Below are 25,772 nucleotides of genomic sequence, written 5' to 3'. Positions count from 1 at the left end.
TTGAGTAATTAATCTAGCTGGGTACCAGCTTTATTTTCTTGTGCACGTTTAGGTGCATCCTTACGGCGTTGCTCTAGATCCGCAGCTCTTGCAGCGGCCGCTTTTTGCTTTTCTTCAAATTCACGCTGATTATCTTTACGCTCAGCAGCCTTCACAGGCGAAGCACGCTCTGCAGCACGCTTAATATCTTCTTGATCTTTTAGACTCTTACGTAATTTACGCTGCTCCTCATGCAATGCTATCTCTTGCTGGGTAATTGGGTCTATCTCTTTGCGATATTGAGTTCTAGCACTACTAATACAGTAGTTGACCCAATACTTTTGATGGCATTCAGCTTGAGCCTTGCCCCATCGATACTTTGCCCACTCGCGCTGAAGCTCAAGCTCCTGCTCAATCTTATTTAATTGCTCGAGCTCAGCCTCTTCAGCAAGAGTCGCCAAGACAGGACTAGCAATAGAACAAGCCACTAAAAAAATTCCGAGGAATATTTTTGAGTGCATAAGAAGAGCTCTCAAATTTCCACCTTCGCGCCCAATTCCACAATTCGATTGGCAGGGATCTTGAAAAAGTCAGACTGGCGTCCAGCATTTTGATACATCCAGCAGAACAAACGCTCACGCCACAGTGCCATACCAGGGATAGCAGAAGGAATAATGGTATCGCGCGACAAGAAGAAAGAGGTATTCATCATGTCGAACTTCATATTGAAGCTAGTCTCAATCAAGTTAATGATTGTTGCCATATCAGGAGTCTCTTTGAATCCGTAGATAGCTCTGACTACAAATATATTGCCGCCCAAATCTTTGAGGGTAATACGATCCTTATCATTTACATAAGGCACATCCCAAATGCTCACCTTCAAGAAAAAGACTCTTTCATGGAGGACGTGGTTATGCTTCAAGTTGTGCAAAAAAGATACCGGCAAATAATCTACGTGTGCAGTCAAAAATATAGCTGTACCCTCAACTCGATGCGGAGGATGTGAAAGCAAGGCGCCAATAAAGCTACTGAGCTCAATACCGCCCTCCACTGCACGCTGGCGCAAAATTTGACGGCCACGGTACCAGGTAATCAAGCAAGTAAAGCAAAGTAAGCCAAGAGCTAATGGGTACCAACCACCATCTTTAATCTTAATCAGATTCGCAGTCCAAAAAGCAAAATCGACGAGGAAAAAGGCAGCTGTAATTAGAGCCACCAATACCGCATTCATCTTCCATTCACGGAACATTACTACCGCTAGCAAAATCGTGGTGATGAGCATTGTTGATGTTACGGAAATGCCGTATGCAGCCGCTAAATTAACAGACTCTCGAAACTCAATAATGGTTACAACCACCATAAACAATAGAGCCCAATTGACAATCGGAATATAAATTTGGCCCTGTTCAGAATCAGAGGTATGCAAAATATTCATGCGTGGCATAAAGCCCAATAAAATTGCTTGGCTTACCAATGAATATGCCCCAGAAATTACAGCCTGAGATGCAATCACAGTGGCAGCCGTAGCCAAGCCTACTGTTGGCCACAGAGCCCATTCTGGAACCATCAAGTAAAAGGGATTCTTAATTGCTTCGGGGTCTGAGAGCACTAAAGCCCCCTGACCAAGATAGTTAATCAAAAGACTTGGCAAAACAATGAACAACCAGGCATATCTCACTGGAGTACGCCCGAAATGCCCCATATCAAGATAGAGCGCTTCAACACCAGTCACCACAAGAACAACTGCGCCCATCACAATGTATGCAGTAGTTGGATGTAGTCTGATGAAATCGATTGCGTACAAAGGATTAAAGGCGGCAATAATCTCCGGGGCATCGCCAATATTCCAGATACCCAATACAGCAAGTGTTAAGAACCAAGCAAGCGTGATGGGTCCAAATAATTTTCCGACTGCAGCAGTGCCGTATTTCTGGATCAGAAATAAAGCCACCAAAATAATGAGCGAAATTGGAATAATGAATTTATGCAAGCCTGGTGCAGCGATCTCAATACCCTCAACCGCAGACAAAACAGAAATAGCTGGGGTAATAACCGATTCACCTAAGAGCATGCAAGCACCCAGCATGCCCATAATCATAAAAAAGAAGTAGCCTTTTGATTTGCTGTCAAAAGAACGTAAAGCTAAGGCCATTAAAGATAGGACGCCGCCTTCGCCTTTATTATCTGCACGCATCACAAACAACACATACTTAACAGTCACAACCAAGATAAGGGCCCAAATCATCATTGAGATGACGCCAAATAGAGCTTCTGGGGTATACGCAATGCCATGATTGGCATCGAAACACTCTTTTAGGGCATAGAGTGGGCTAGTTCCGATATCGCCGAAAACTACGCCAATTGCTGCGAGCATCATTACGCCAAGACTTTTTTTATGCTCACCACCAGGACCACTAACTTCTACTGGATTCAGAAGTGTTGAACTGGAAAACTCTGGATTACTAATTGACATCTCATAACCTTAAGGTATGTTGCGTAGCAATATGTTACTCCTTATAAGGCGCCATTAAAGCAGGAATAAAGCCCTCAAAAACCGCTTTTTTATATTCCTTTTACAGGAAAACCTCGACAGAGACCCCCAAAAAATGGTAGAATTTCAGCTTCAGACGCGGGGTGGAGCAGTCTGGCAGCTCGTCGGGCTCATAACCCGAAGGTCGTAGGTTCAAATCCTGCCCCCGCAACCAAGATTTACGTACTAAGCCCTTAATTTTTAAGGGCTTTTTGCTTTTTTGGTCCAGGCTAGACCAGTAATCACTTAAAAAACTATTTCTTTGGTCCGTCAACAGCCTTCAAGTAACCCTGAAGGTACTGAGCTGGTACAAACAAATCGCTGCTCACCCCAGTTTTTGAAGAAATAGTGACCTGAAATCCCTTATCCATTTGCTCGCGTAAAAAAGCATCTGTTAATTGAATTGCCATCAACTCTTTAAAAACACAACCTTGAGGCTCACAAACACCAGCCTCTCGTGAAAGAACCTTAAAAGTACTTGCAGGTTTATTCAGCAAGTTAGCCGATTCATAGTAACGCCATGGAGCGAAGTAAGTGAGATGAACTAGGAGCTCATATGTTTTAGCGCCCTGCGTAGTTTGCTCAGCTCTAAGATTAAACATCTCAAAGGTATTAGCGGCATCCATGGTATTAATTGGAGGGCCTTGATAAATTTTTGCGCCATTACTTGGATTAGAGCTAATGATGGTGGAACGATAAACATCGTTTACCTCCCAAGCGCTAACGACTTTATCGTTGCCTCGACACGCCACTAAACTAAGACTAACTATGATTAAAGCAATAATTCTGTACATATCTAAATCCCCTTAAGTCCGGAAATCATACTATCGACCAACTAAAGAGGGGTTTAGTGTCGCCAAAGAGACCAGCGATCAGCATTTCCTTTTTTAGCCTCAAGCTATAGTAAAGGTTTAATTCAAAACCTTATAACCTCTACCACTCAAGCAGCGCTTCACAACCGCCTCCTGGGCTTGATTGCCTGTAAAAGCTCCTCCTGCACCACCTATCACTGCACCAGCACCGGCAGCTTGAACGATGCCAGTCTTATTGCCGCCTGTAACAAGTCCTAGTAAGCCTCCAACTACAGCACCTGCACCAGCACCTTTTGCAGCCGTCTCACCCATGCCAGACTGCTCCTTTGCATACGCTTGGCACTCCTGCAGGTCTTTTTCATAGGCAGTCTCATTAACGCCCTTCATATCCACGAGTGGGCGAACATCGGCACCAGCACAGCCAACAGCTGTAATCAAAACCAAAGAACATAATGCAAATAGCTTATTCATATTCATTACCTTTTTTACTGAATCAATTTGAGAACAAAGAATTAATCCTTAATACTCCTATGCCATAGACGATTTATATCATGCCGCCAAAATTGTGTCGAAAACTCAGCATTATTTTTAAAGGTCCAAACTTGAGCACCCGTTTTCGGTGTTTGATGAAAGGGAATTTTTAAATCTCGATAGCGAGCACTTACAGTTGGATGCGGATGACCATATCGATTACGGTAGCCATTTTGTGCAAATGCTTGATCAGGCTCCAAAATTTTGAGCAGCTCAAGCGAGGAAGAGGTCTTGCTTCCATGGTGTGGCGCCATAAAAATAAGTCGCTTATCAGATAGCCCCTGAAGTCTGGGTTGATTAAGTCGTTCCACCATATCAGCTTCGCCCTGTTTTTCAACATCACCAGTTAACCAAAAAGAAGCCGTCTGATTACGCACCTCAAGAACACAACTCATTTCATTTGGCTTTCTAGAGTATTGCTCCTCAAAAAGCGTTTCTTCATGTGGATGCCACACCATGAACTCCACATCATCCCAAATCCAGCGCTGTCCAAATCGACAAGGAATGCTTGGGATTTTTCTAGCTTGAAGGTTTTGAAATAGTGGATTATTGCTAGGCAGAGAACCCATCATTGCATCAAACTGTATTTGTTTTAATAGTGAAGCTGCTCCACCGATATGATCACTGTCGCTATGACTGATGACCATACGATCTATTTGCTCAATTCCCCTACCACGCAAATACGGTAGGATCACGCGCTGACCTGCATCATCCGTCCTCCCTTGAGTTGGCCCCGTGTCATAAAGTAATTTCCTGTTCGCAGTTTCCAATAAGACCGCTGTGCCTTGACCAATATCCAGAACGGTTGCCCTAAATTCACCAACAGCTAAAGAAGGGTAATTCAAATAGCTCAATTGTGGAATAAACATTGCTATGGATAGCGACAAAGCTAGGGTGCGTAATTTCCAATCATCCATCAATCCTCCTGGACGTATGGCATAGACAATTCCAACACCAGATAACAGCAAACTCCACCACTCTGGTTGTTTAGACCAAACTATCGACCAACTCCAGCTGGCCATCCAATCTAATACGATTGCTAGATACTCCATCGCCATATGCGCAGGTATTAGCAACCACTTGCCAATAAATTCTGGCAATAAAGCTCCTGGGATTGCTAGGGGAGTTACAACATAGCTCACCAATGGAATTGCAAGAGCATTAGCCAAGGGTGAGACTACCGATGCTTGATAAAACCAATACAAAGTAAATGGTAGCAATGCGATAGTGACAACCGCCTGCACTCGACAAGCTTCGCGCAAAGCTTGTGTTAGGCGATCAGCCCAGCGGACCTCCAATTCCTTTCCAGTCGGAATTCCCAATAGACCACTGGAATCACCCATGGCATACAAAATTGCTGCAACCGCACCGAACGATAGCCAAAAACCTGGGGTATAGGGTGCCATAGGATCTATTAGCAAAACAAATGCCAATGCCCACCACCAAATATCAAATGATCTTGGATTTCTGCCAGACCAAAGTGCAAATGCAACGACACCAACCATATACATAGTTCTCTGTGCTGGAATCTGAAAACCTGCTAACCATGCGTAGATAAATGCTGTCAAAAACCCAGCACTTGCAGCTACTTTGCCTACAGGAATTAGTAGAGGCCAAGAACGACGTCGCCAAATGAATGTGGCTATTGTGGCACCCACCCCTGCCAACATCGTCACATGCAATCCTGATATTGAAATTAAATGTCCGATACCCGTAGCATTAAATATCCGCCAGTCATCTTGATCAATCGCATTTTGATCGCCCATCACTAAGGCAATAATTACCCCTGTATAACGAGCATCTTCCGGTAATAGCTTTTGAATCTTTTTACGCAGGCTCCAGCGCGCTAACTCCATACGTAATTCAAATTCTGCTAACCCAATGTCTTTTGAGAGTAAGAGCTCTCCTGACCTTACCGAGCCACTGGCTCCAAAGTCTTGATGAAAAGACCAACGCTCAAAATCAAATGTAAATGGGTTGAGAGATCCGTAAGGTCGCTTCAGCTTTACCTTGAATCTCCAACGCTGTCCAGGAGCGACTTCGGGGATTGCTTGCGGATTTCTCCAGGCTGGCTGCCAGCTCAAATAAATGCGCTTAGGAAGATGATTTACAGACTCATCAATTTCAAATGCAAATTTAGCCCCTGCAGAATTACCCTGAGGTAGTGCAACTACGCGGCCTTCTATCGTTAAGTCTTTGCTCTCCATTTCTAGCGAAAGAACATTACTCAATCGATTCTCGGCATAGCGTGCATTCCAAGCAAAGCCAAGCACGAACATCAAAGAAAGAATTGCTAATTGACGAAGAAAGCTTGATGACTTTTGGATACAGATGAAGAGCAAGCACAGCGCTCCGATCAATAAACATCCGGTCACCCAATAAATAGGGATCTTTGGCAAAAATAAAAGAAATGACCCCCCGGCGATGAACGCCGTAATGGCTAAGCGCAAGTGATTAAGAGGCTAGTTTAGAGTTTGAAGGGGCCGCACAAAGCGCAGCCCAACGGGGCAATACCTGCATGGCGTTGCGCCATACTGCAGCTGAAAACTCAGCCTCATTTATTCCGCGGATTGATGCAAGCGACCTAGCAATCCGAGGCAAGAAGCCGGGCTCATTAAACGCGATTCCTTCTTTCCTTAACCATGCGGGAGGAATATCAGGCGCATCTGTTTCAGTGACAATGCTATCAATAGGCAACTCAGTCAAGAGTCTGCGAATTTGCAAAGCGCGCTCATAAGTAGCAGCGCCGCCAAAGCCCAACTTAAATCCCAACTCAATAAACTGCTCGGCCTGCTGAAAGCTGCCATTAAAGGCATGTGCAATACCGCTCGGTATTTTGCGAAGACGCAAAGCTTTCAAAATAGCGTCTTGTGATCGACGTACATGCAAAATGACTGGCAGCTTAAACTGCTGTGCTAGATCTAATTGCGCATTAAAAAAATACTCTTGCTTGTGTGGATCTAAGCCTTCTACAAAATAATCGAGGCCAATCTCACCAATACCAACAAACCTGGGATCAGAGAGGGATTGGGTAATTTCTTTCTCAAGAATGGAGATATCACCCTCCTTAGCTTGATTGGTATATAGAGGATGAATCCCAAGCGTATAGACCAAGCCTGGAATCTGCTGGCTATATTGATTTGCAAGTGCGCGAACTGGTTGGCAATCGTCCGCTTTTACAGCAGGCAATAAGATTGCCTGAACATTGTTGTCAACTGAAGTCTGAATGACCTCAGGTAAATTCTTTGCAAACTCTGGGGCATCTAGATGGCAATGGGTATCAATCCACATTGGATGAGCACTCATTGTGAAAAAGTCTTTAATACTCCACGCTCTAAATGCAAAATACGATCACAACGTTTGGCGCGGACCGGATCATGGGTCACAATCACAAATGCAGTGCCCTGATCGCGAGCGATATTCAACATCAAGTCAAAAACACCATCTGCAGTTTCAGTATCTAAGTTACCGGTTGGCTCATCTGCCAAGACACATGAAGGGTTACCCACCAAAGCTCTTGCAACTGCTACGCGTTGGCGCTCACCACCAGATAACTCACCTGGGGTATGTAATTCACGTGCAGATAAGCCAACCGCTTTCAACATCTTGCTAGCGCGCTCCATTGACTCATCATTACCTAAGCCACGAATACGCAAAGGCAGGGCAACGTTCTCAACAGCGCTAAATTCATCTAAGAGATGATGGAACTGATAAATAAAACCAAGACTTTGATTGCGTAATTGATCTAACTTTTTGACAGACAACTGATTCAGATTAGAGCCCGCCAGAACTACTGAGCCCGAACTTGGAGTATCCAAACCGCCCAAAAGATGCAATAAGGTGCTCTTTCCAGAACCAGATGACCCCACAATCGCAACCTTCTCTGAGGGTGTGACATCTAGGTCAATTGCCTTGAGCACCTCTACCGCTGTTGGACCTTGACCGTAAGTCTTAGCTAAACCGCGAACCATCAAAACTAAATTGGCTTGATTACCTATAGCCTCATTCATATCGTAAGGCCTCCGCAGGTTGAACCTTGGCAGCACGTCGACTTGGATAGAGAGTTGCCAGTACAGACAAGCCAAAAGCCATTAATCCGACTGTAACTACGTCACTCAATCTGACATCCGAAGGCAATTCACTAATAAAGTAAATCTCGCGGGGCAAGAAACGGACACGGAAAATCGCTTCAATAGCTGGAACGATGACATCAATATTGAGCGCAATTAACAAACCCAAACCTACGCCAGCGAGAGAACCGAGTATGCCAATGGCCAGACCTTGAATTAAAAATATTCTTTGAATTAAACCAGGGCTCGCACCCATCGTTCTCAATATTGCAATATCAGCTTGCTTCTCGTTTACAGTCATCACCAATGTAGACACAAGATTGAATGCTGCTACTGCAATAATCAATGTCAGGATGATGAACATCATCTTCTTTTCGGTTTGAACTGCAGCAAACCAATTGCGATTTGAGCGAGACCAATCGGTTACCCACATAGCTTGCGGCACAACAGCGGCTAACTGATTAGCGATTTCTGGTGCACGCTGCATATCATCCACCTTGACACGCAAGCCAGACGGATCTCTGAGGCGCAGTAAAGCCGCAGCGTCTTTCCAATGCATGATGGCTAAAGAGCTGTCGTATTCATAATGGCCACTATCAACAATGCCAACCACCTGGAGGGTGCGCATCCTTGGCATTGCACCAGCTGGCGTTAAATCACTTTCAGGAACAATTAAATTAATGCGATCACCCACATGAGCGCCAACAAGTGCTGCAAGTTGTGCGCCTAAGGCAACGCCAAAGCCGCCGGGCTTCAGATCATTAATGCTGCCAGCAACAAATTGCTTTGGCAGATCAGAAACTTTTCCCTCTTCGCTTGGCGAGATTCCCCGAATGGCTACGCCACGCATGACATTCTCACGGCTAAGTAGACCTTGAGAGCCGACCATCGGTGCAACGCCTACGACATGTGGTTGCTCGGCAACCTTAAGTGCAAGTGGCTCCCAGTTTGCCAACCCTTCTGGTGCAGTAATTTCCACATGAGAGAGAACGGACAACATGCGGTCACGAACCTCTTTTTGGAACCCATTCATCACCGAAAGCACCACAATCAAGGAAGCAACGCCTAAGGCAATACCGGCGGTCGAAATTCCAGAGATAAAGGATAAAAAGCCATCACGCTTGCCCACCGTCTTGCGACGCTTGGATCGGGTGTAGCGCAGGCCAATTTCTAGCTCTATAGGAAGTCTCAACATAGCCACAGTTTAGTGAATTACCAGGGCAAACGAATGGAATACTCAAATGCCACCTAAAATCAGGGGAATGACTGCAAATTCTGCCACCTCTCTAGCCAAACAGAGCAATCTACGGCGCTTTACCCTGATGCTGTCAGGCGAGGACGCCTTTGACTCCGAGGAAGATGACCGTCCAGTAAAAGGACTCCCCCATGAGCGTTTTTTACTAGGAAATCTGGTGCCGCTTGCCCCAGTTTTACTATTGGGCCAAACATCACAAGCAGTTAACCCATCAGAAGTCATCGCTTGCCTTCAGCCCGTCCATCTGCACGCGACACGTGACCACCTTATTTTGATGGGACAAAACCAGATCGATCTGACACAAACTGAATCTACCGAACTTCTAAAAACTGCACTGCCATACATCGAGGAAGATTTTCAAAACCCGATTCAGTTTCAGGGACAGTACTACTGGTTTATTGCAGCGGGCCCATTTGCAAGCCTAGCTAGCTATAGCATTGATCAAGCACATGGTCGCAATATTGATTGGTGGATGCCACGTGACACTCATGAAGAAGGTATCGCGAAGCGTTGGCGAAAACTCCAAAATGAAATTCAGATGCTCTGGCATATTGGCTCCGTTAATGAAACACGAGAGCAACGTGGCATGCCGAGCATTAACTCTTTATGGATCAGCGGTATCGGCAAATTGAGTGATGTACAGGCACCAAAAGTGATTCAACAATCCAATCATTTTTATGGCTCGCATCCTTTGCTGGCCGGGTTAGGAAGGCTATACAACATTTCTCATTCAGAGGAACTAAACACCCAAGAATTGGCAGGATCTTTTGCATGGCTAGATAATCCTGAATCGGCATGGCCAACATTAAGTGCGGCATTGAACGATCAAGAATTAGATGAAGTTCTCATCATTGACTTTCCTAAAGGCAAAACTCGCGAACGCCTCTACAAAGCTAAAGATCTGTCTAAAAAAACCTGGGCTTTCTGGAAGAAAGTACAGCTACTCACCTGGAAAGAAATCATTTCCTCATGAGTCTCTTTTCTCAACGCCCTTTTTCTGAGCGCACCGCCACCTGGTTACAGCAAAGTGGTCTGCATCCTTTGCTTGCGAGACTGTATGCAGCACGAGGCCTCGAATCTCCTGAAGAACTTTCGCTCGACTTAAAACAATTACTCTCGCCAACCGAACTCAAAAATTGCATCAGCACGGCCTCCCTGCTGGCAGACATTCTCGAGAGAAAAGAATCTATGCTTATCGTTGCAGACTACGACTGCGATGGTGCTACTGCTTGTGCTGTTGGCCTGCGGGGCTTGCGTATGTTGGGCGGCTCAGAGACCCCCATTCAGTTTCTGGTGCCTAATCGCTTCACGATGGGCTATGGACTCACGCCTGAAGTAGTTGAGCTTGCCGCCGCACAAAACCCTAAACCCAAATATCTCATTACGGTTGATAACGGTATCGCAAGTGAAGCTGGAGTAGATCGTGCCCGCGAACTTGGTATGGAGGTCATTGTTACTGATCACCATTTGCCTGGCGATCAACTTCCCAAAGCAACTGCCATTGTTAATCCCAATCAGCCTGGATGCACTTTTCCAAGTAAAGCACTTGCTGGGGTTGGTGTGATGTTTTATCTATTAGTAGCGCTACGTGCAGAGTTGCGTAATCGTGGAAAATTTACGAATGAGACACAACCTAAATTAGAGAACCTCTTAGATCTTGTTGCCCTAGGTACTGTTGCCGATGTAGCGCAACTTGATCGCAATAATCGCGTACTTATTTCTAATGGTTTAAAACGTATTCGTGCTGGCATCTCTCAACCCGGAATGCAAGCTTTGTTTCAAGCGGCAGGACGAGATCCCCGTAAAGCGAATACCTTTGACTTAGGCTTTGCTATTGGCCCGCGCCTCAATGCCGCTGGGCGCTTAGCCGATATGACTCTAGGCATTCGTCTACTGCTAACCGATAGTACAGATGAAGCAATGAGGCTTGCACAAGAACTTGATCGCATCAATCGCGAACGTCGTGTGATTGAAACCGGCATGCAAGAAGCAGCTCTCGCGCACCTTGCAGAAGATCAACTGGCCGGGACGATGGCACAACGTACCAGCATCTGTCTTTGGAATCCGGAGTGGCACCAAGGTGTCGTCGGAATCGTAGCCTCACGCCTGAAGGAACGCTTTAATCGTCCAGCTATTGTTTTTGCTCCTGATGGCAACACTGGAGAAGAGTTGCGTGGATCCGGTAGATCATTGACGGGCTTTCATTTAAGGGATGCTCTAGATTTAGTATCCAAACGCGAGCCTGGACTCATCCTCAAGTTTGGTGGCCATGCGATGGCAGCTGGTTTAACGATTCGCAAGGGTGACTTTGAAAAGTTTGATGCCTGCTTTCAGGAGGTTGTAAATAGCTTATTAAATGATGAAATCTTGGAGCGCCGACACCCTCACGATGGGTCTCTACAGCCCTCAGAATTCACCCCCGAAATCGGCGACCTGCTTGCCGAAGAAATCTGGGGCCAAGGCTTTCCTCAACCTGTCTTTTATGGGGAGTTTGAGGTTTCCCAGCAAAGTCTCATGAAAGAAAAACACCTGCGCTTAATGCTGCGTCCAACTGGCTCAGCGCCAGGCAATAAACCGATCACAGCGGTTTGGTTCAATCGTACCCAAAGCCTCCCAGCCCAAGCCAAATTGGCCTACCGGCTGGTCACCGACCGCTATCAAGGACAAGCTCGTGTCCAGTTGATGATTGAGGCGCATGACGAGAGCGCCGGGACCTAAAGGTCAAGTGCAATAACCCCCTTATAATTGGGGAATGGAAGCTGAACAACTAAACACTATTTCAAATACCTTGTCCGATCTGCTCACCCGTGAGCAAGCTCTTCGGGGGTATCTTTGACTTCGAAGTAAAGTCACGTCGCCTTACTGAAGTTAACTCGATCCTGGAAGATCCCACAATTTGGGATGACCAAAAGAAAGCGCAAGCGCTGGGCAAAGAAAAAAAATTGCTCGATGGCGTAGTTGCCACTCTCACAGATTTAAACACCAACATTACCAGCGCTCTTGAGCTGTTTGACATGGCCAAAGAAGAGGATGATTTCGACACGATTGCTGCTATTGAGCAAGATGTTGAGAATTACAGCAAGATCATCGGTGATCTAGAGTTCCGCCGCATGTTCCACAACGAGATGGACTCATGTAATTGCTTCATTGATATTCAAGCAGGCGCAGGTGGTACCGAGGCATGCGACTGGGCAAGCATGCTCTATCGTCAATATCTCAAGTATTGCGAACGCAAAGGCTACAAAACAGAAATTCTGGAAGAATCTGATGGTGACGTTGCCGGCATTAAGAGCGCAACGATTAAAGTGGATGGTGAGTATGCCTACGGTCACCTTCGTTCCGAAACTGGCGTACATCGCTTAGTACGTAAGTCACCTTTTGACTCTTCCAATGGTCGCCACACTTCCTTTGCATCCATCTATGTCTACCCAGAGATTGATGACTCTATTGAGATTGAAGTGAATCCTGCCGATATTCGCACAGACACTTACCGCGCTTCCGGTGCGGGTGGTCAGCATATTAATAAAACAGACTCTGCGGTACGCCTCACGCATATTCCAACTGGTATCGTGGTGCAGTGCCAGAACGATCGTAGCCAACACCGCAACCGTGCAGAAGCAATGACGATGCTGAAGTCACGTTTATACGAACATGAGATGCAAAAGCGTCGTGCGGAACAAGATAAGTTAGAGGCAAGCAAAACCGATGTGGGCTGGGGTCACCAGATCCGCTCTTATGTTTTGGATCAAAGCCGCATTAAAGATTTACGTACTAACGTTGAGATCTCCAACACTCAAAAAGTTTTGGATGGAGATCTTGATGCCTTTATTGAAGCCAGCCTGAAGCAAGGCGTTTAATTAACGACGAATATGAACGATAAAACCAATCCACCAATTACTGAAGCGGTTGATGAGAACCACATCATTGCGGAACGCCGTGAAAAACTCGCCAAGCTACGCGAAGGGGGTGTTGCATTTCCGAATGATTTTGTACCTACCCATTTAGCCGCTGATTTACATACTCACTACGATAGCCTCACTAAAGAAGAGCTGGCTGCAAAGAAAGTTCATGTCAAGGTAGCTGGTCGTATGGTCCTCAAGCGCGTGATGGGCAAGGCAAGTTTCGCAACCATTCAGGATCGCAGCGGTCAGATTCAGTTTTATATCAGCGATGAACTCAGCGGTGCTGATACCCATGGCGCCTTTAAGCATTGGGATATGGGTGACTTTATCTCCGCCGAAGGAAACCTCTTTAAGACCAATAAAGGAGAGCTTTCTGTTGAATGTAGCAACTTGCGTTTGTTGAGCAAGTCTTTACGTCCTTTGCCAGATAAATTTCATGGACTCTCTGATCTGGAGACCAAATATCGCCAGCGTTATGTAGACCTCATTGTTAATCCAGAAAGTCGTAATACGTTTAAAGCGCGTAGCAATGCGATTGCCTCACTGCGTCGCCATATGCTTGATGCCGACTTTATGGAAGTGGAAACACCGATGCTCCACCCGATTCCTGGTGGCGCTGCAGCTAAACCCTTTATTACGCACCACAATGCTCTCGATATGCAAATGTTCTTGCGTATTGCTCCCGAGCTCTACCTCAAGAGATTGGTAGTTGGTGGATTTGAGCGCGTTTTTGAAATCAATCGTAACTTCCGCAATGAAGGTGTCAGTCCACGTCACAACCCAGAATTTACTATGATGGAGTTCTACGCGGCGTATACGGATTACCGTTGGCTGATGGACTTTACTGAAGGCTTGATTCGTGCAGCAGCAATGGACGCTCAAGGTACAGCAGTATTGACTCATCAAGGTCGTGAGTTAGATTTGAGTAAGCCGTTCCAGCGCCTCACAATTACTGAAGCGATCCTCAAGTATTGCGGTCAATCCGGTAAGAGCTATGAAGCTGCTCAATTAGAAGATGCGACCTTCATTCGGACTGAACTGAAAAAAGGTGGTGAGAATCCCGATGCCCCAACATTAAAAAATGCTGGCATTGGCGCTTTGCAATTAGCTCTGTTTGAATTGGTTGCTGAAGAGCATCTCTGGGAACCAACTTACATTATTGATTACCCAATCGAAGTGAGCCCCCTCGCTAGAGAATCTGATACCCGTCCAGGCATTACTGAACGTTTTGAACTCTTTATTACTGGTCGGGAAATCGCCAATGGCTTCTCAGAACTGAATGACGCTGAAGATCAAGCCAATCGCTTCCGCAAACAAGTAGAGCAAAAAGAAGCTGGTGACGAAGAAGCAATGTACTTTGACCATGACTTCATCCGCGCCCTTGAATACGGCATGCCTCCAACCGGTGGTTGCGGTATCGGTATTGATCGCTTGGTGATGTTACTGACAGATGCACCAAACATTCGTGATGTCATTCTCTTCCCGCACCTGAGACGCGAAGAAGAGTAATGAAGCTCTAAAAATCCTCAGGTTAGTATTGAGGACAAAGCAAAAGGCACCCTAGGGTGCCTTTTTATTCGCCAGAAATTGATGCCTAATAAGACGATAGTTTTTCAAAGTCTTGGAGATCATGCTTTAGCACTTGTTGAGCAATTAACAAAATTCCAGCAAAGAAACTGAAGCAAACCAATAGTGCAAACGCATGATATTGGTTAAGGCCACTCTGATTTAGAACCTCAAGATAAGTATCGCTTTGCAAAGCAAGATGTGTCGATAAGGCAAGTAAAGCAAGCCCAGCGATCACTTGTGCTGTAGCAAACAATGAGGCTTTACCGATGATTCGCGAATTGTTCTGAAAGTGCGTCATAAAAGGTCCTTAATCTCTTGAGTAAGGAAGATCTTATGGGTATGGTTTATATTTGTAAAAGAAGTACTTTTCATACCTTAACTACTTTTAGGTATAAGGCTGACCCCCTCTAATAAACGGCTCTTATTGCTAAAAATTGGGTACATATCACTATTTAGTCCTATTTACAGGCTAATAAGCGCGAATTTAGGCCCCTGAGAATGGGATAATTAATCATTCTTTAAAACTTAGTCTTTAATTTACAAGCATTTATGGCTGCATATCACACCGAAACTGTTCTCACCGTTCATCACTGGAACGACACTCTTTTTAGCTTCACTACTACCCGCAATAAAGGTTTGCGCTTTCGTAGCGGCCATTTCCTCATGATCGGCCTTGAGGTTGATGGCAAGCCATTGGTGCGCGCCTATAGTGTTGCTAGCCCCAACTACGAAGAGCATTTGGAATTTTTGAGCATTAAAGTACAAGATGGTCCATTGACATCCCGTCTCCAAAAAATTCAGGTTGGCGACCCCATCCTGGTTAGCGAAAAGTCTGTTGGCACCTTGGTCTTGGATGACTTAAACCCAGGTAAACATCTCTACTTATTTAGCACTGGTACTGGTCTAGCTCCATTTATGAGCATCATCCGTGACCCAGAAACTTATGAGAAATTTGAGAAAGTAGTTTTAATTCATGGCGTGCGTTTAGTTAGCGAACTTGCCTATGGTGACTACATAAAAAATGAACTTACTCAAGATGAGTATCTTGGCGAGCTTATCCGCGAAAAATTGATCTACTACCCAACCGTCACTCGTGAAGCATTCAAACATACCGGTCGCTTGACCACAGCAATTGAATCTGGCCAACTATTCCAAGATATTGGCTTACCACCCCTGGATCCTGCGGTAGATCGCGCCATGATTTGTGGCAGCCCCTCAATGCTGAAAGAAACTTCAGAGATGCTCGACGCCAAAGGCTTCAAAGTATCCCCGAGCCTTGGCCAAATGGGTGACTACGTCTTTGAACGCGCATTCGTAGAGAAATAAACAGACCGTGTATTTATATCTAAAAGTAATTTAGATATCGCTTTACAGTTGTTGTGGAGATATAGCATTCTTGATGAATTCTTCCTAAGAAGATGTTTATTAAGGAATAGAGATGTCACCCATACGCGAGTTCTACAACCCCATCATTACCAACCTCTTAAGGGAGCATGATCGTCTTCCTCATGACAAAGTTGAGGAACGTAAGAGTTTTCAAAGACGCATTCTCTTTTTAATGACCACCATTAAGATGGAAGAATTTTCCAATACCCCAGCTTAAAGACTTAGCTTTGGGAAAGAATAAATACGAGCCCAAATGCAGCAATAAAGAGGGTTTCTGCTACCAACATGAGCACTGGCTGCCAACCTAACTTAGCCAGCTCCTGGAAATTGGTTTTTAATCCTGCAGCTGCAATCGCAATGACCAGCATCCAACGTGATAATCCACCAATTTGATGGTTAACCGAGGCGGGCAAAATTTGCATTGATGCAACAATCGAAAGTGCGACAAAGCCTAATAGAAAGGTTGGGATTAAACGTAGGCTGCCCCACCCTAATTTATTGGTATTTTTTTGTGACCCAAAAAAAATGGAGATTACCAAAACCACTGGGAGTAACAGAGCCACTCTAAATAACTTCACCACGGTGGCGACATCACCTGCCTCTGGGCCAAAAATCATACCTGCGGCCACTACCTGAGCTACATCATGAATAGTAGCCCCGATAAAAATTCCTGCCGACAGCGCGCCAATCTCCAGCATCTGCAATGCAAATGGATATACCACCATTGCAATGGTCGATAGCACAGTAACACCAACAACCACTAACAAAGTAAATTGCTCGTTTTCTTTTGACTTGGGCAATACAGAGGCGACTGCAAGAGCAGCAGAGGCACCACAAATTCCAACTGATCCGCCCGCTATCAATCCAAAATCTGGAGAAAGCTTTAAAAGCTTGGCAAGCAAAAAGCCTAAGCAAACAGTTGCAGCAACTGCCAAGATCACCATGAAACCAGTATTAATACCAATCGCACTAATATCAGCAAAGGTAATGCGGATCCCCAAAAAGGCAACGCCTAGACGGAGAATGGTTTTTGCACAGAAATCGATACCTGGCCTTACGGATTCATTTTGATACAGGAAATGGAGAGATAAGCCCAATAACAAGGCATACAAAAGTTGCGGTCCGCCATAGTTTTCAGAAAGAAAGTTAGTGGACATGGCGATTAGCAAGCAGACTAATAGCCCCGGTAAATTACGCTTACTGGTGTTGTACATGTAAGCCTAGACCACTAACTCACTAAAGTATTCGTGTTGACTGGTATTAAGTGTAGAAACACGCCATTCCAAGGGCTCATCCTGAATTCCAAGCGCAACTCTTCGAATAATCAAGACTGGAGAGTCTGGCTTTAAACCAAGCCACTCAGAATATTGTTTGCCAGCCAAGCCTGCGCGTAAACGCTCACTACTGCGAACTACCGTCTGGCCATACTTCATTTGGTATAGCTGATAAATACTACCTTCGCGATTAATAAAATCCACTCGCGTTAAATTATTAAACCGCTTTTTATCCAAAGTAATATGGTCAATCATGACGCATTTATCTTCCAGATAGAGACAATTGACGAGGCGCCATACTGCTGCGCCTTCCTTAATATGAAGCTTGCTTGCCTCTTCCTTGTTTGCGGTAGCACTTGTCAATGAAACTAGCTCAACTCTAGGGTTAGCTTTTTTATCGGCATCATGCTTTACAACATGGAAAAAGTAATACAGCAGACGTTTAAGGTCATGCTCAGCAACATAGGTACCCCTGCCTTGGCGACGAACCACAATACCTTCAGCTACTAACTCGTCCACCGCTTTGCGCAGGGTTCCTATAGATACATCCAACTCTTTTGATAAATCCTTTTCAGCAGGCAATGCCTGTCCCATCGGATAACGACCCCTGACCAGATCCTCGGTGATCTTTTGCTTTACCTCTTGATAAGCAGTCAGGGATCTCATACTCAAATACTTACGCTGATTCGTACAAACGAGTTAATACGAATTCACGATGACCGAGAATTTCAGAGGCAGTTAATTCACCATCAGCAGTACGCAAGAGGCACTCTAATAACTTATCGCCAGCCTGATCCATATTCTCTTCGCGACGTAAAAGTCCTGATACATCGACGTCAATATGCTCACCCATCGTACGAACTGTTTTTGGATTAGCGCAGATCTTAATCACTGGAAGAATTGCATTACCAATCACATTTCCTTGTCCAGTAGGGAAGAAATGGGCAGCAAATCCAGCGGCAGCACATAAGGTGACCATTTCAGCAGCGGCTGAAGAAGAGTCCATAAAGTGCAGACCTGGGATCTTAGGCTCTTCACCTTTATCCAAGACGCTATCAACGATACATTTCTTACCAATCTTCTGAATATTGCCCAGGGCTTTTTCTTCGATTGTTGTCAAACCACCGGCAATATTGCCTTTAGTTGGCTGCGAGTCAGACAAATCGCTTGTCTTATGGCGCTCAATCACATCCTGATAGCGATCAAACATCTCGCGGAACTTTTTCTTCACTTCTGGAGTGCGGCAACGAGCTTCTACCAAATGCTCTCCACCAGTTAACTCAGTAGTCTCGCCGAATACCAAAGTAGAGCCAATGCCGTAGAGCTTGTCAAATGCATCGCCAACGGTTGGGTTTGCGCCGCAACCAGAGGTTGTATCAGACTCACCGCATTTAGTAGATACCCAAAGTTCAGATAATGGTGCTTTAACGCGTTGCTGTTTTGATGCATGCTTCATCATTGCATAGGCAGCTTTACTAGCTGAAGCAATAGTAGCGGTATCGCCATTACCCTCAATCCAAAAACCTTCAACCGGCTTGCCGGATGCTTTGATGCCATCAACTACGATTTTTGTCCACTGCGGCTCGATACCAATTACCACTACAGCTGCAACGTTTGGATTGCTACCAGTACCGATCAATGTACGGAAGTGTAATTCCAAGTCAGCGCCAAACTGCAAACGCCCATAGGAATGAGGAATAGCCTGAGTTCCCTTGATGTTATTTGCAACTGCTTCGCAAGCAGCATTAGATAAATCATCTAAAGGCAAAATTAGCACGTGGTTACGAATACCCATGCGGCCGTTCTCACGGCGGTAACCCATAAAGGTCGCGTCTTTCAAATTAATCATTTTTTTCTTTCTCAATGAATGTGTGAATAAAGGCTTGGATTACCAGCGCTTAGTTTTAACGTTCTGAACGTGAAGATGCTCACCTTTTTTGATGGGAGCAACCACTTTGCCAATATCAACGCCATACTTCATCACCGTATCACCTGGCTTAAACTCATTCAAAGAAATTTTGTGGCCAATTGGAATATCACTCTCAGACTTCATATTGAGAGTTAAGTCTCCATCCATCACCCAACCAATCAAATCGTCTCCGGCTTTCACGCCTTCAACTACTACTACACCTACGCCATCTCCTGGCTCATGCACGACAAAATGGATCATGATCTCTCCTCTTTAATCCTATTAATTAACTACTAGTTCCATAATTGGCTGATACCAGCCCGAATCTCTTCTACAACGACATCGGAAACATTAACGCCCTCTTTAAAGCCTGTAGCACGTTGCTTAAAACGTCTTTGCCCAGGAATACGGGTTCCGGAGTCAGATGCCAGAGTTTTTAATAACTCTTGCATCTTGCGGGCAAATACTTGGCTACCCGCTAACCCTGGGTCAATCGTCAGCAACAGCTGGCCGATACGCGGGCGATTACCCTTGGCATCAAAAAATGAGTCTGCTTCATAAGAGAAGCGGCTCCCTGATAAGCCAACAACCAATAATTCAATAATCAGAGCAAGCAAAGCACCCTTATCTCCACCAAGAGGAACCATCAAGCCTTTCAGTCCTTCATTCGGATCTGTTGTTGGCTTGCCCTCTGCTGTTAATGCCCATCCCTCTGGAATCGACTCTCCTTTTTTCGCTGCAACCAAGAGCTTGCCTCGAGCTACAGCTGAGAGCGACATATCAATCACCATAGGATCACGATTTGCAACTGGAAATGCTGCCGCCAAAGGATTAGTACCGAATATGGCTTTACTGCCACCTACCATTGGCATAGCTGCCGGGGTATTTCCAAATAATAGGGAGATATAACCTGCGCGCGCAGCCGCTTCAGCAAAGTGCCCAGCAACTCCAAAGTGGTGACTATTGGTCACTGCAACCAGGCCAACCCCGGTCTTGGATGCCAAATTCACAGATAAGTCCGTCGCAAACCGTAGCGCTGGAAAGGCAAGTCCATCACAAGCATCCACTAATGCCGCAGATGTTTTAAAAGGTCGCACCTTAATTTTTGGTGCTAGCTCAATACGACCATTTTTGGCGTGCCCAGCATATTGTGAAACGCGCGCCAAGCCATGGGATGCCAAACCATCAAGTTCAGCAAGCGCTAAAAATTGTGCGGTCTCAAAAGCTGCTTTTTCTCCGATACCTGCTGCTTGCAATCCAGATGAGGCTAGCTCAACCATCTTTTGATAAGACAAATTCACCTTATGCTCCTAAAAACCGATTTACTTCATCGGCAATCATTTGACTAACGCGCTCATTGCTTTCATGCGTAACTCCTGCAATATGCGGAGTCAAAATGAGATTCTCAATTCCCTCGAAGTGACTCAAATCTTTGGCTGGCTCACCCTCAAATACATCAATTGCTGCACCACCTAAATGACCAGAGCGTAAACGCTCTACCAGCGCCTTCTCATCCACGATACCGCCGCGAGCAGTATTAATCAGACAGGCACCAGTTTTCATTTGGTCAAGCGTAGAAGCGTTAAATAAGTTCTTTGTTTCTGGCAAGAAAGGAAGGTGCAAGGTAATCACATCACTGTTTGAAAGCACTTGATCCAAGGGGAGCAGCGGTACAGTAAAGCCATCCAAATCAATCGAAGACTGTGTAAGCATTGGATCATAGGCAAGGCATTTCAATCCGAATGCATTTGCCTTCTTGGCGACTACTCTGCCGATACTTCCAAAACCAACAATGCCTACGGTCTTTCCTAAAAACTCATGGTAAGTCGAGAAACGTGGACGAGGCCACTCGCCTTTCAAAGTTGAGATCGTTGCCGGAATAAATCCTCTTGTTAAGGCAACTGCAGCACCGACAACATATTCAGCAACAGACTCAGCATTTGCACCAGTAGCAGGAATAACTTTGATATTGCGTTTTGCGCAAGCAGGCAACTCAATATTTTCTAGACCAACTCCAAGACGGCCAACTACCTTTAGCTTTGGAGCGCCAGCCAAGATCTCCTCATTAACCTGAGTCAGGTTGCGAACAACGAGTGCATCAATATTTTGCAATGCAGCAATCAAAGCTGGGCGGTCTTTATGCAGCTCAGGCTCATAAACCACCGTATGTTTAGAACGCAGGGTTTCTAGGGCTTGACTTGTAATGAACTCAGAGATCAGAATAGATGACATATCTAGATCATATAGATGATTTAGATATCCTGCAATACCCACTTGTTGTGCAGTGCAATTAGAAATTCAATTGCATAAATCAATCGCTGGGGGAGACACTAGTAACGCATAAGCTTATAACTATTAAATAGGGGTTCGTTTTATTTTTGCATCAAATCAAAGATAAGATAGTCAGATTGAATTAACACTGGAGAATAAAAGAATGTTTAAGCAATTAATCGGTAGTCTCAGCACCAAAATTGCATTGGTAGCTGGAGCATTATTGTTAATTACCTCGCCAATTGCCAGCGCACAAAATTGGCCAACAAAACCTATCAAACTCATTATTCCTTTTGCTGCAGGCGGCACTACTGATATCTTGGGTCGCTTATTAGCACAACAGCTATCTAAGGACTTAGGGCAAAACGTAGTCGTGGAAAACAAGCCTGGTGCTGGAGGCAATATCGCTGCTGAATCTGTAGCGCAATCTCCTGCTGATGGATACACCATCATGCTTACCTCCGGAAGCATGCTCACCGTTAACCCAAATCTCTATAAAAAACTGCCAGTAAATTACGCTAAAGACTTTGTCTACATTACCAATGTAGCAACTGGACCGATGCTTTTATCTGTAAGCAATAAGATCCCCGTAAAAAATGTCGCAGAATTCATTGCCTATGCAAAAACCAAAGATCTGAACTTTGGCTCGGCTGGTATTGGCAGCCAGGTTCATATGGCAGCTGAAAACTTGACCTACTCAGCAGGTATTCCAGCAACCCACATTCCCTATAAAGGTGAGTCTGCAGCGATCAATGATTTAGTGGCGGGTCAAATTGACTTCATGGTGGGTAACCTCACAGCAGCGACAGGCTTTGCAAAGGCGGGTCAAATTAAACCCTTAGCAGTGACCAGCTTGAAGCGTTCCAAGCAATTACCAGATGTGCCAACTGTTGCTGAATCAGGCATTCCAGGATTTGAATCTACTGGCTGGTTTGGACTGGTCGCGCCAGCAAACACCCCTAAGGTAATCACCGATAAAATTTATGCAGCCACCGTTAAGGCCGTTAATTCAGATGCATTACGAGCCAGCTTAGATTTAAATGGGCTCACTGCGGTAGTCAACAACCAAAAAGATTTTGAAACTCAAGTAAAAGCAGAATCAGTTGCTTGGGAAAAAGTGATTAAGGGCAGAAATATTAGCGCCCAGTAAGAAATTACATCATCAATAAAAAGGCGAAGACAAAATCTTCGCCTTTTTATTTTAAAGCTGACGAATCAACAACATCGTTCCTGCAAAAATCAGAATCGATCCATAGGCCACTCTCATGGCAGCATTACTTAATTTTGTATGGACGTGGGTACCCAGCCAAATTCCTAAAAAGGTAGGTGGCATAAGGCAGATAGCCAATCCAACGACTGGCCAGCTCAGAATCAAACCGGTAACCAGCATTAAAGTGAGGCGCAAAAAGGTCAACATGAAGATTGCAAAGGCCATGGTGGCGCGCAAAGCTTTGGGATCATTAATGCGTAAACCTAAGTAGGAGACATAGATTGGTCCACCAGTAGCAAATAATGCAGTAAAGGTGCCGCCGAAAAATCCAAATGGTGCAGCCCACCACTTACTAATTGGTTCACGCATTTCTGTATTTCTTTGCCAGAGTACGCGAGCACCATTGAGAGCAGCAAAGCAGCCTAAAGTAATCAGTAACGGCTCACTTGGTGCCTTCACCAACAGAAATATTCCTAAAATCATTCCGATAAGGCTAAAGGGGAAGAGCCATTTAAGTTCCTTGAGGTTGGCGTCTCGAGAAGATTTTCTGCCGATATACAAAGAAGCGCATATATCAATAATCACCATCATCGGCACTACTGATTTCAATGGATACATTTGTACCAACAAAGGTACAGAAATGATTGATGAACCAAATCCTGAGATGCCAAAAATGAAATAGGCGATGAAAATAACCAGCGTCGCCAATAAAAACTGAGTGGGTTCGATCAGATCAAAAATAATTAAGCCTCTACCAGGATAGTCTCACCTGGCTTAATCATCGTAAATTGCACGGGACGATTTTCAATCTTCAACTCTTGATGGTTGAAATTAACGGCCGTGTAATAAGAGTCTTCAAGAGATCCTGGCTCTGGGAAATCATCGCGATAGTGAGCGCCCCTAGAATTCTCGCGAGCAATAGCTGCCTCAGTAACAGCCTGACTCACCAAAATCAGATTTTGTAAATTCATCCAATCTTGCCAAGTATTGCTATATTCCCGTTGAATATCACCCACACCAATTTGATTTAGTTTTGAGGCTAATTGCTTGAGAGTTTGACGTGCACGCAATAAGCCCTCCTGGTTTCTTGAGATACCAACGTCATCCCACATGCACTCTGCGAGCTCATCTCGGATTCCCTCAATATCGCCAGGCATCTTCTTCAATGGCGCTTCATGCTCATGAATACTTGCTGCTACTTCATCCATATTGCATTCACTCAGCTGCTGTGAAGCAACCCAACGAGCCATTGACTCTCCGGCAATGCCGCCAAATACTGTTGAGTTGGCAACGCCATTGCCTCCCAAGCGATTAGCGCCATGCACTCCACCAGTATCTTCGCCTGCTGCAAATAGACCCGGAAGATCAGTGCTGCAATCTTTCTTAAAAACGAGACCACCCATCATGTAATGGGCTGTTGGTACAACCTCCACTAAATCTCTAGTGAGATCAAAGCCGCTATCAGCGCAACGTTCAACCATACCTTTAAATAGTTTACGGACATTCTCTGGGCCTAAATGGCTCATTTGAATATAGACGCCACCATTGGGAGTTGCACGTCCAGCACGAATTTCTGAGTTGATGGATCTAGAAACAATATCCCGAGTGGCACGTTCGTTGCGTGGATCATAGTTGCCCATAAAGCGCTCTTGATTGCCATTCAACAAATAACCGCCCGCCCCACGTAAGCCTTCTTCTATGACCGTCCCTGTCATGCGAGTTCCCGGACCAGCCAATAAGCCAGTAGGATGGAACTGCACCATTTCCATATCCCGCAAAATGAGGCCAGCACGTAATGCCATTGCCAAACCATCACAACTCTTATCACCTGATGGAGTGTGGTATTTGTACATTGTTGGTCCGCCACCAGTGGCCAGTAAGACAGCCTTGGCACGCACTAATACAAATTGACCACTTTGCATATTGAGCATCAAGACGCCTGCAAGTGATTTTCCATCCTTGCTATGAATTAATTCAATTGCGCGATGCTCTTCAAGACGATTAATACCTCTAGCCCACACTTGCTCTGCTAAGCGATTAATAATCTCAATACCAGTTAAGTCACCCTTGTGGACAGTGCGATCAAATGTTTGACCGGCAAACGCTTTTTGATGAACCGTACCATCAGGATTGCGATCAAAAAAACATCCAAGTTCATTTTCTAGCTCATGAATTCGCTCAACCGCTTTACAGACTAGCGTCCAGGCTAGATCTTGATCAGAGAGCCATTTGCCACCTTCGATTGTGTCCATAAAATGGCGTTCTACAGAATCACCTTCTGCCAAAGCGACATTATATCCACCCTGCACCATCCGCGTACAGCCACATTTACCCAATAAGCCTTTGACAGCGATCGTGATATTTAAATTAGGGTTTGCTTGATGTGCATGCAGGGCAGCAAAGAGGCCTGCTCCTCCTGAACCCAAAATCAAAATATCCGTATCGATTGTTGGAATAGTGCTCATGAAATAATCCCAAGACTTTTGAGTACTGCTTCTTTTTTACTAGCGACATCACTCTTTACTTCCTGATAGATGCTGCCACCATGGCTATCCATTGCAACTAGTAATGGGCCAAAATCTCTAATCTTGAAGCGCCACAGGGACTCTGGATTGAGATCATCCATGTCGACATCTTCAATCTGCTCGATCCAAGTTGTTTCTAGGGCAGCGGTACCACCAATAATCGCTAGATAAACGCCGCCCAACTCTTTGAATGCTTCTGCTGAGCCTTCGCGCATACCCCCTTTGCCCACAATCATGCGCACACCATTTTGAGTCATCAAGGGGCGAGTAAAGCGCTCCATACGATCTGAAGTGGTTGTACCAATACAAATAGGTTCATATCCCGCAGGAAACTCTGTGCTTACTGATACTTTGCGAACGTTCGGCGCAGTATGGATGACTGCATGACCACTCAAATCAAAACGCGTCTTCCGCCCATGATCAAACATATGAATTTGGGTCGCATCTCGGATACCAAACAATGTATTTTGCAAAGTCACGGTATCGTTGATACGTAGCTTGCGAATATCTGCTTCGCTCACTGGCGTTGCAAGGTTGTAATGTGCCATC

At 45.2% G+C, this 25,772-nt stretch carries 25 protein-coding genes and 1 tRNA gene; 8 read left to right on the top strand and 18 right to left on the bottom strand.

All coding sequences use genetic code 11. From position 1 onward, the window contains the following. Window positions 1-8: 8 nt before the first annotated feature. Both ICN13_RS01840 and ICN13_RS01835 read right to left on the bottom strand, forming a co-directional pair. Window positions 9-500, bottom strand: a complete 492-nt coding sequence (locus tag ICN13_RS01840; RefSeq protein ID WP_216138672.1) for a hypothetical protein — start codon at window positions 498-500, stop codon at window positions 9-11. 11 nt (window positions 501-511) lie between these two features. Then, entirely contained in the window at window positions 512-2,353 is a 1,842-nt protein-coding gene (locus ICN13_RS01835; RefSeq protein WP_255534042.1) for a potassium transporter Kup, read from the bottom strand. A gap of 254 nt (window positions 2,354-2,607) precedes the next feature. Between ICN13_RS01835 and ICN13_RS01830 the strand changes: the two genes are divergently transcribed. Then, window positions 2,608-2,684, top strand: a tRNA-Met gene (locus ICN13_RS01830). A 79-nt stretch (window positions 2,685-2,763) separates the two neighbouring features. Here ICN13_RS01830 and ICN13_RS01825 read toward each other — a convergent pair. The 6 genes from ICN13_RS01825 to ICN13_RS01800 all read right to left on the bottom strand — a co-directional run bounded on the left by ICN13_RS01825 (window position 2,764) and on the right by ICN13_RS01800 (window position 9,117). Further along, a complete protein-coding gene (locus ICN13_RS01825) occupies window positions 2,764-3,303 on the bottom strand; it encodes a hypothetical protein (RefSeq protein WP_216138668.1) in 540 nt (179 codons plus the stop codon). Window positions 3,304-3,420: 117 nt separating this feature from the next. Then, window positions 3,421-3,792 (bottom strand): glycine zipper family protein, encoded by a 372-nt coding sequence (locus ICN13_RS01820; protein WP_216138666.1) that lies wholly within the window; start codon window positions 3,790-3,792, stop codon window positions 3,421-3,423. A gap of 41 nt (window positions 3,793-3,833) precedes the next feature. After that, window positions 3,834-6,251 carry a DNA internalization-related competence protein ComEC/Rec2 gene (locus ICN13_RS01815; protein WP_216863981.1) on the bottom strand — a complete coding sequence of 806 codons (2,418 nt, stop codon included), beginning with the start codon at window positions 6,249-6,251 and terminating at the stop codon, window positions 3,834-3,836. Window positions 6,252-6,306: 55 nt separating this feature from the next. Next, window positions 6,307-7,143, bottom strand: coding sequence for a TatD family hydrolase (locus ICN13_RS01810; RefSeq protein ID WP_216139256.1), 837 nt, complete (start codon window positions 7,141-7,143; stop codon window positions 6,307-6,309). 11 nt (window positions 7,144-7,154) lie between these two features. Next, window positions 7,155-7,862, bottom strand: a complete 708-nt coding sequence (locus ICN13_RS01805; RefSeq protein WP_216138664.1) for an ABC transporter ATP-binding protein — start codon at window positions 7,860-7,862, stop codon at window positions 7,155-7,157. Then, window positions 7,855-9,117 (bottom strand): lipoprotein-releasing ABC transporter permease subunit, encoded by a 1,263-nt coding sequence (locus ICN13_RS01800; protein WP_216138662.1) that lies wholly within the window; start codon window positions 9,115-9,117, stop codon window positions 7,855-7,857. Before ICN13_RS01800 ends, ICN13_RS01805 begins: the two co-directional genes overlap by 8 nt. Before the next feature lie 67 nt (window positions 9,118-9,184). On the opposite strand from ICN13_RS01800, the gene ICN13_RS01795 reads away from it, so the two are divergent. From ICN13_RS01795 to lysS, 4 genes are all read left to right on the top strand, one after another. Next, window positions 9,185-10,150, top strand: coding sequence for a hypothetical protein (locus ICN13_RS01795; RefSeq protein WP_255533989.1), 966 nt, complete (start codon window positions 9,185-9,187; stop codon window positions 10,148-10,150). Continuing rightward, window positions 10,147-11,895 carry a single-stranded-DNA-specific exonuclease RecJ gene (recJ, locus tag ICN13_RS01790; RefSeq protein WP_216138658.1) on the top strand — a complete coding sequence of 583 codons (1,749 nt, stop codon included), beginning with the start codon at window positions 10,147-10,149 and terminating at the stop codon, window positions 11,893-11,895. Before ICN13_RS01795 ends, recJ begins: the two co-directional genes overlap by 4 nt. Before the next feature lie 34 nt (window positions 11,896-11,929). Continuing rightward, window positions 11,930-13,034, top strand: a protein-coding gene (prfB, locus tag ICN13_RS01785) for a peptide chain release factor 2 (protein WP_216138656.1) whose coding sequence is annotated in 2 segments (ribosomal slippage) — window positions 11,930-12,001 and window positions 12,003-13,034 — 1,104 coding nt in all. Because the reading frame shifts where the segments join, the coding sequence is not laid out codon by codon here. Window positions 13,035-13,046: 12 nt separating this feature from the next. Then, window positions 13,047-14,588, top strand: coding sequence for a lysine--tRNA ligase (lysS, locus tag ICN13_RS01780; RefSeq protein ID WP_216138654.1), 1,542 nt, complete (start codon window positions 13,047-13,049; stop codon window positions 14,586-14,588). A gap of 85 nt (window positions 14,589-14,673) precedes the next feature. Here the strand turns inward: lysS and ICN13_RS01775 are convergent, their stop codons facing one another. Continuing rightward, window positions 14,674-14,946: a hypothetical protein gene (locus ICN13_RS01775; protein ID WP_216138652.1), complete on the bottom strand. Its 273-nt coding sequence runs from the start codon at window positions 14,944-14,946 to the stop codon at window positions 14,674-14,676. A gap of 251 nt (window positions 14,947-15,197) precedes the next feature. On the opposite strand from ICN13_RS01775, the gene ICN13_RS01770 reads away from it, so the two are divergent. Together ICN13_RS01770 and ICN13_RS01765 are read left to right on the top strand one after the other, a co-directional pair. Beyond that, window positions 15,198-15,974, top strand: a complete 777-nt coding sequence (locus ICN13_RS01770; protein WP_216138650.1) for a ferredoxin--NADP reductase — start codon at window positions 15,198-15,200, stop codon at window positions 15,972-15,974. 112 nt (window positions 15,975-16,086) lie between these two features. Next, window positions 16,087-16,251 (top strand): hypothetical protein, encoded by a 165-nt coding sequence (locus ICN13_RS01765; RefSeq protein WP_216138636.1) that lies wholly within the window; start codon window positions 16,087-16,089, stop codon window positions 16,249-16,251. Between the two features lie 4 nt (window positions 16,252-16,255). Here ICN13_RS01765 and ICN13_RS01760 read toward each other — a convergent pair whose 3' ends face one another. The 6 genes from ICN13_RS01760 to ICN13_RS01735 are packed head-to-tail and all read right to left on the bottom strand — an operon-like array spanning window position 16,256 to window position 21,449. Beyond that, window positions 16,256-17,248 carry a YeiH family protein gene (locus ICN13_RS01760; RefSeq protein WP_216138634.1) on the bottom strand — a complete coding sequence of 331 codons (993 nt, stop codon included), beginning with the start codon at window positions 17,246-17,248 and terminating at the stop codon, window positions 16,256-16,258. Window positions 17,249-17,254: 6 nt separating this feature from the next. After that, a complete protein-coding gene (locus ICN13_RS01755; RefSeq protein ID WP_216138632.1) occupies window positions 17,255-17,974 on the bottom strand; it encodes a GntR family transcriptional regulator in 720 nt (239 codons plus the stop codon). A gap of 10 nt (window positions 17,975-17,984) precedes the next feature. Next, window positions 17,985-19,157 (bottom strand): UxaA family hydrolase, encoded by a 1,173-nt coding sequence (locus tag ICN13_RS01750; protein WP_216863980.1) that lies wholly within the window; start codon window positions 19,155-19,157, stop codon window positions 17,985-17,987. Window positions 19,158-19,196: 39 nt separating this feature from the next. Further along, window positions 19,197-19,478 carry a flagellar biosynthesis protein FlgA gene (locus ICN13_RS01745; protein ID WP_215367250.1) on the bottom strand — a complete coding sequence of 94 codons (282 nt, stop codon included), beginning with the start codon at window positions 19,476-19,478 and terminating at the stop codon, window positions 19,197-19,199. A 32-nt stretch (window positions 19,479-19,510) separates the two neighbouring features. After that, on the bottom strand, window positions 19,511-20,518 hold the full coding sequence (locus ICN13_RS01740) for an Ldh family oxidoreductase (RefSeq protein WP_370622933.1): 1,008 nt from the start codon (window positions 20,516-20,518) through the stop codon (window positions 19,511-19,513). Window position 20,519: 1 nt separating this feature from the next. After that, window positions 20,520-21,449: a hydroxyacid dehydrogenase gene (locus ICN13_RS01735; protein WP_216138630.1), complete on the bottom strand. Its 930-nt coding sequence runs from the start codon at window positions 21,447-21,449 to the stop codon at window positions 20,520-20,522. Window positions 21,450-21,651: 202 nt separating this feature from the next. Between ICN13_RS01735 and ICN13_RS01730 the strand changes: the two genes are divergently transcribed. After that, on the top strand, window positions 21,652-22,638 hold the full coding sequence (locus ICN13_RS01730) for a tripartite tricarboxylate transporter substrate binding protein (protein ID WP_216138628.1): 987 nt from the start codon (window positions 21,652-21,654) through the stop codon (window positions 22,636-22,638). A 51-nt stretch (window positions 22,639-22,689) separates the two neighbouring features. Here the strand turns inward: ICN13_RS01730 and ICN13_RS01725 are convergent, their stop codons facing one another. The 3 genes from ICN13_RS01725 to ICN13_RS01715 are packed head-to-tail and all read right to left on the bottom strand — an operon-like array spanning window position 22,690 to window position 25,771. Beyond that, window positions 22,690-23,406, bottom strand: coding sequence for a sulfite exporter TauE/SafE family protein (locus ICN13_RS01725; protein ID WP_216138626.1), 717 nt, complete (start codon window positions 23,404-23,406; stop codon window positions 22,690-22,692). Between the two features lie 35 nt (window positions 23,407-23,441). Further along, the gene (locus tag ICN13_RS01720; RefSeq protein ID WP_216138624.1) at window positions 23,442-25,163 is read right to left on the bottom strand and encodes an L-aspartate oxidase; all 1,722 of its coding nucleotides are present in this window, start codon (window positions 25,161-25,163) and stop codon (window positions 23,442-23,444) included. Further along, window positions 25,160-25,771 carry a fumarate hydratase C-terminal domain-containing protein gene (locus ICN13_RS01715; RefSeq protein ID WP_216138622.1) on the bottom strand — a complete coding sequence of 204 codons (612 nt, stop codon included), beginning with the start codon at window positions 25,769-25,771 and terminating at the stop codon, window positions 25,160-25,162. Before ICN13_RS01715 ends, ICN13_RS01720 begins: the two co-directional genes overlap by 4 nt. Window position 25,772: the final 1 nt, after the last annotated feature.

The organism is Polynucleobacter sp. MWH-Berg-3C6 (assembly GCF_018881855.1).
Classification (GTDB): Bacteria; Pseudomonadota; Gammaproteobacteria; order Burkholderiales; family Burkholderiaceae; genus Polynucleobacter.
This window is presented reverse-complemented; position numbering and strand designations above follow the sequence as displayed.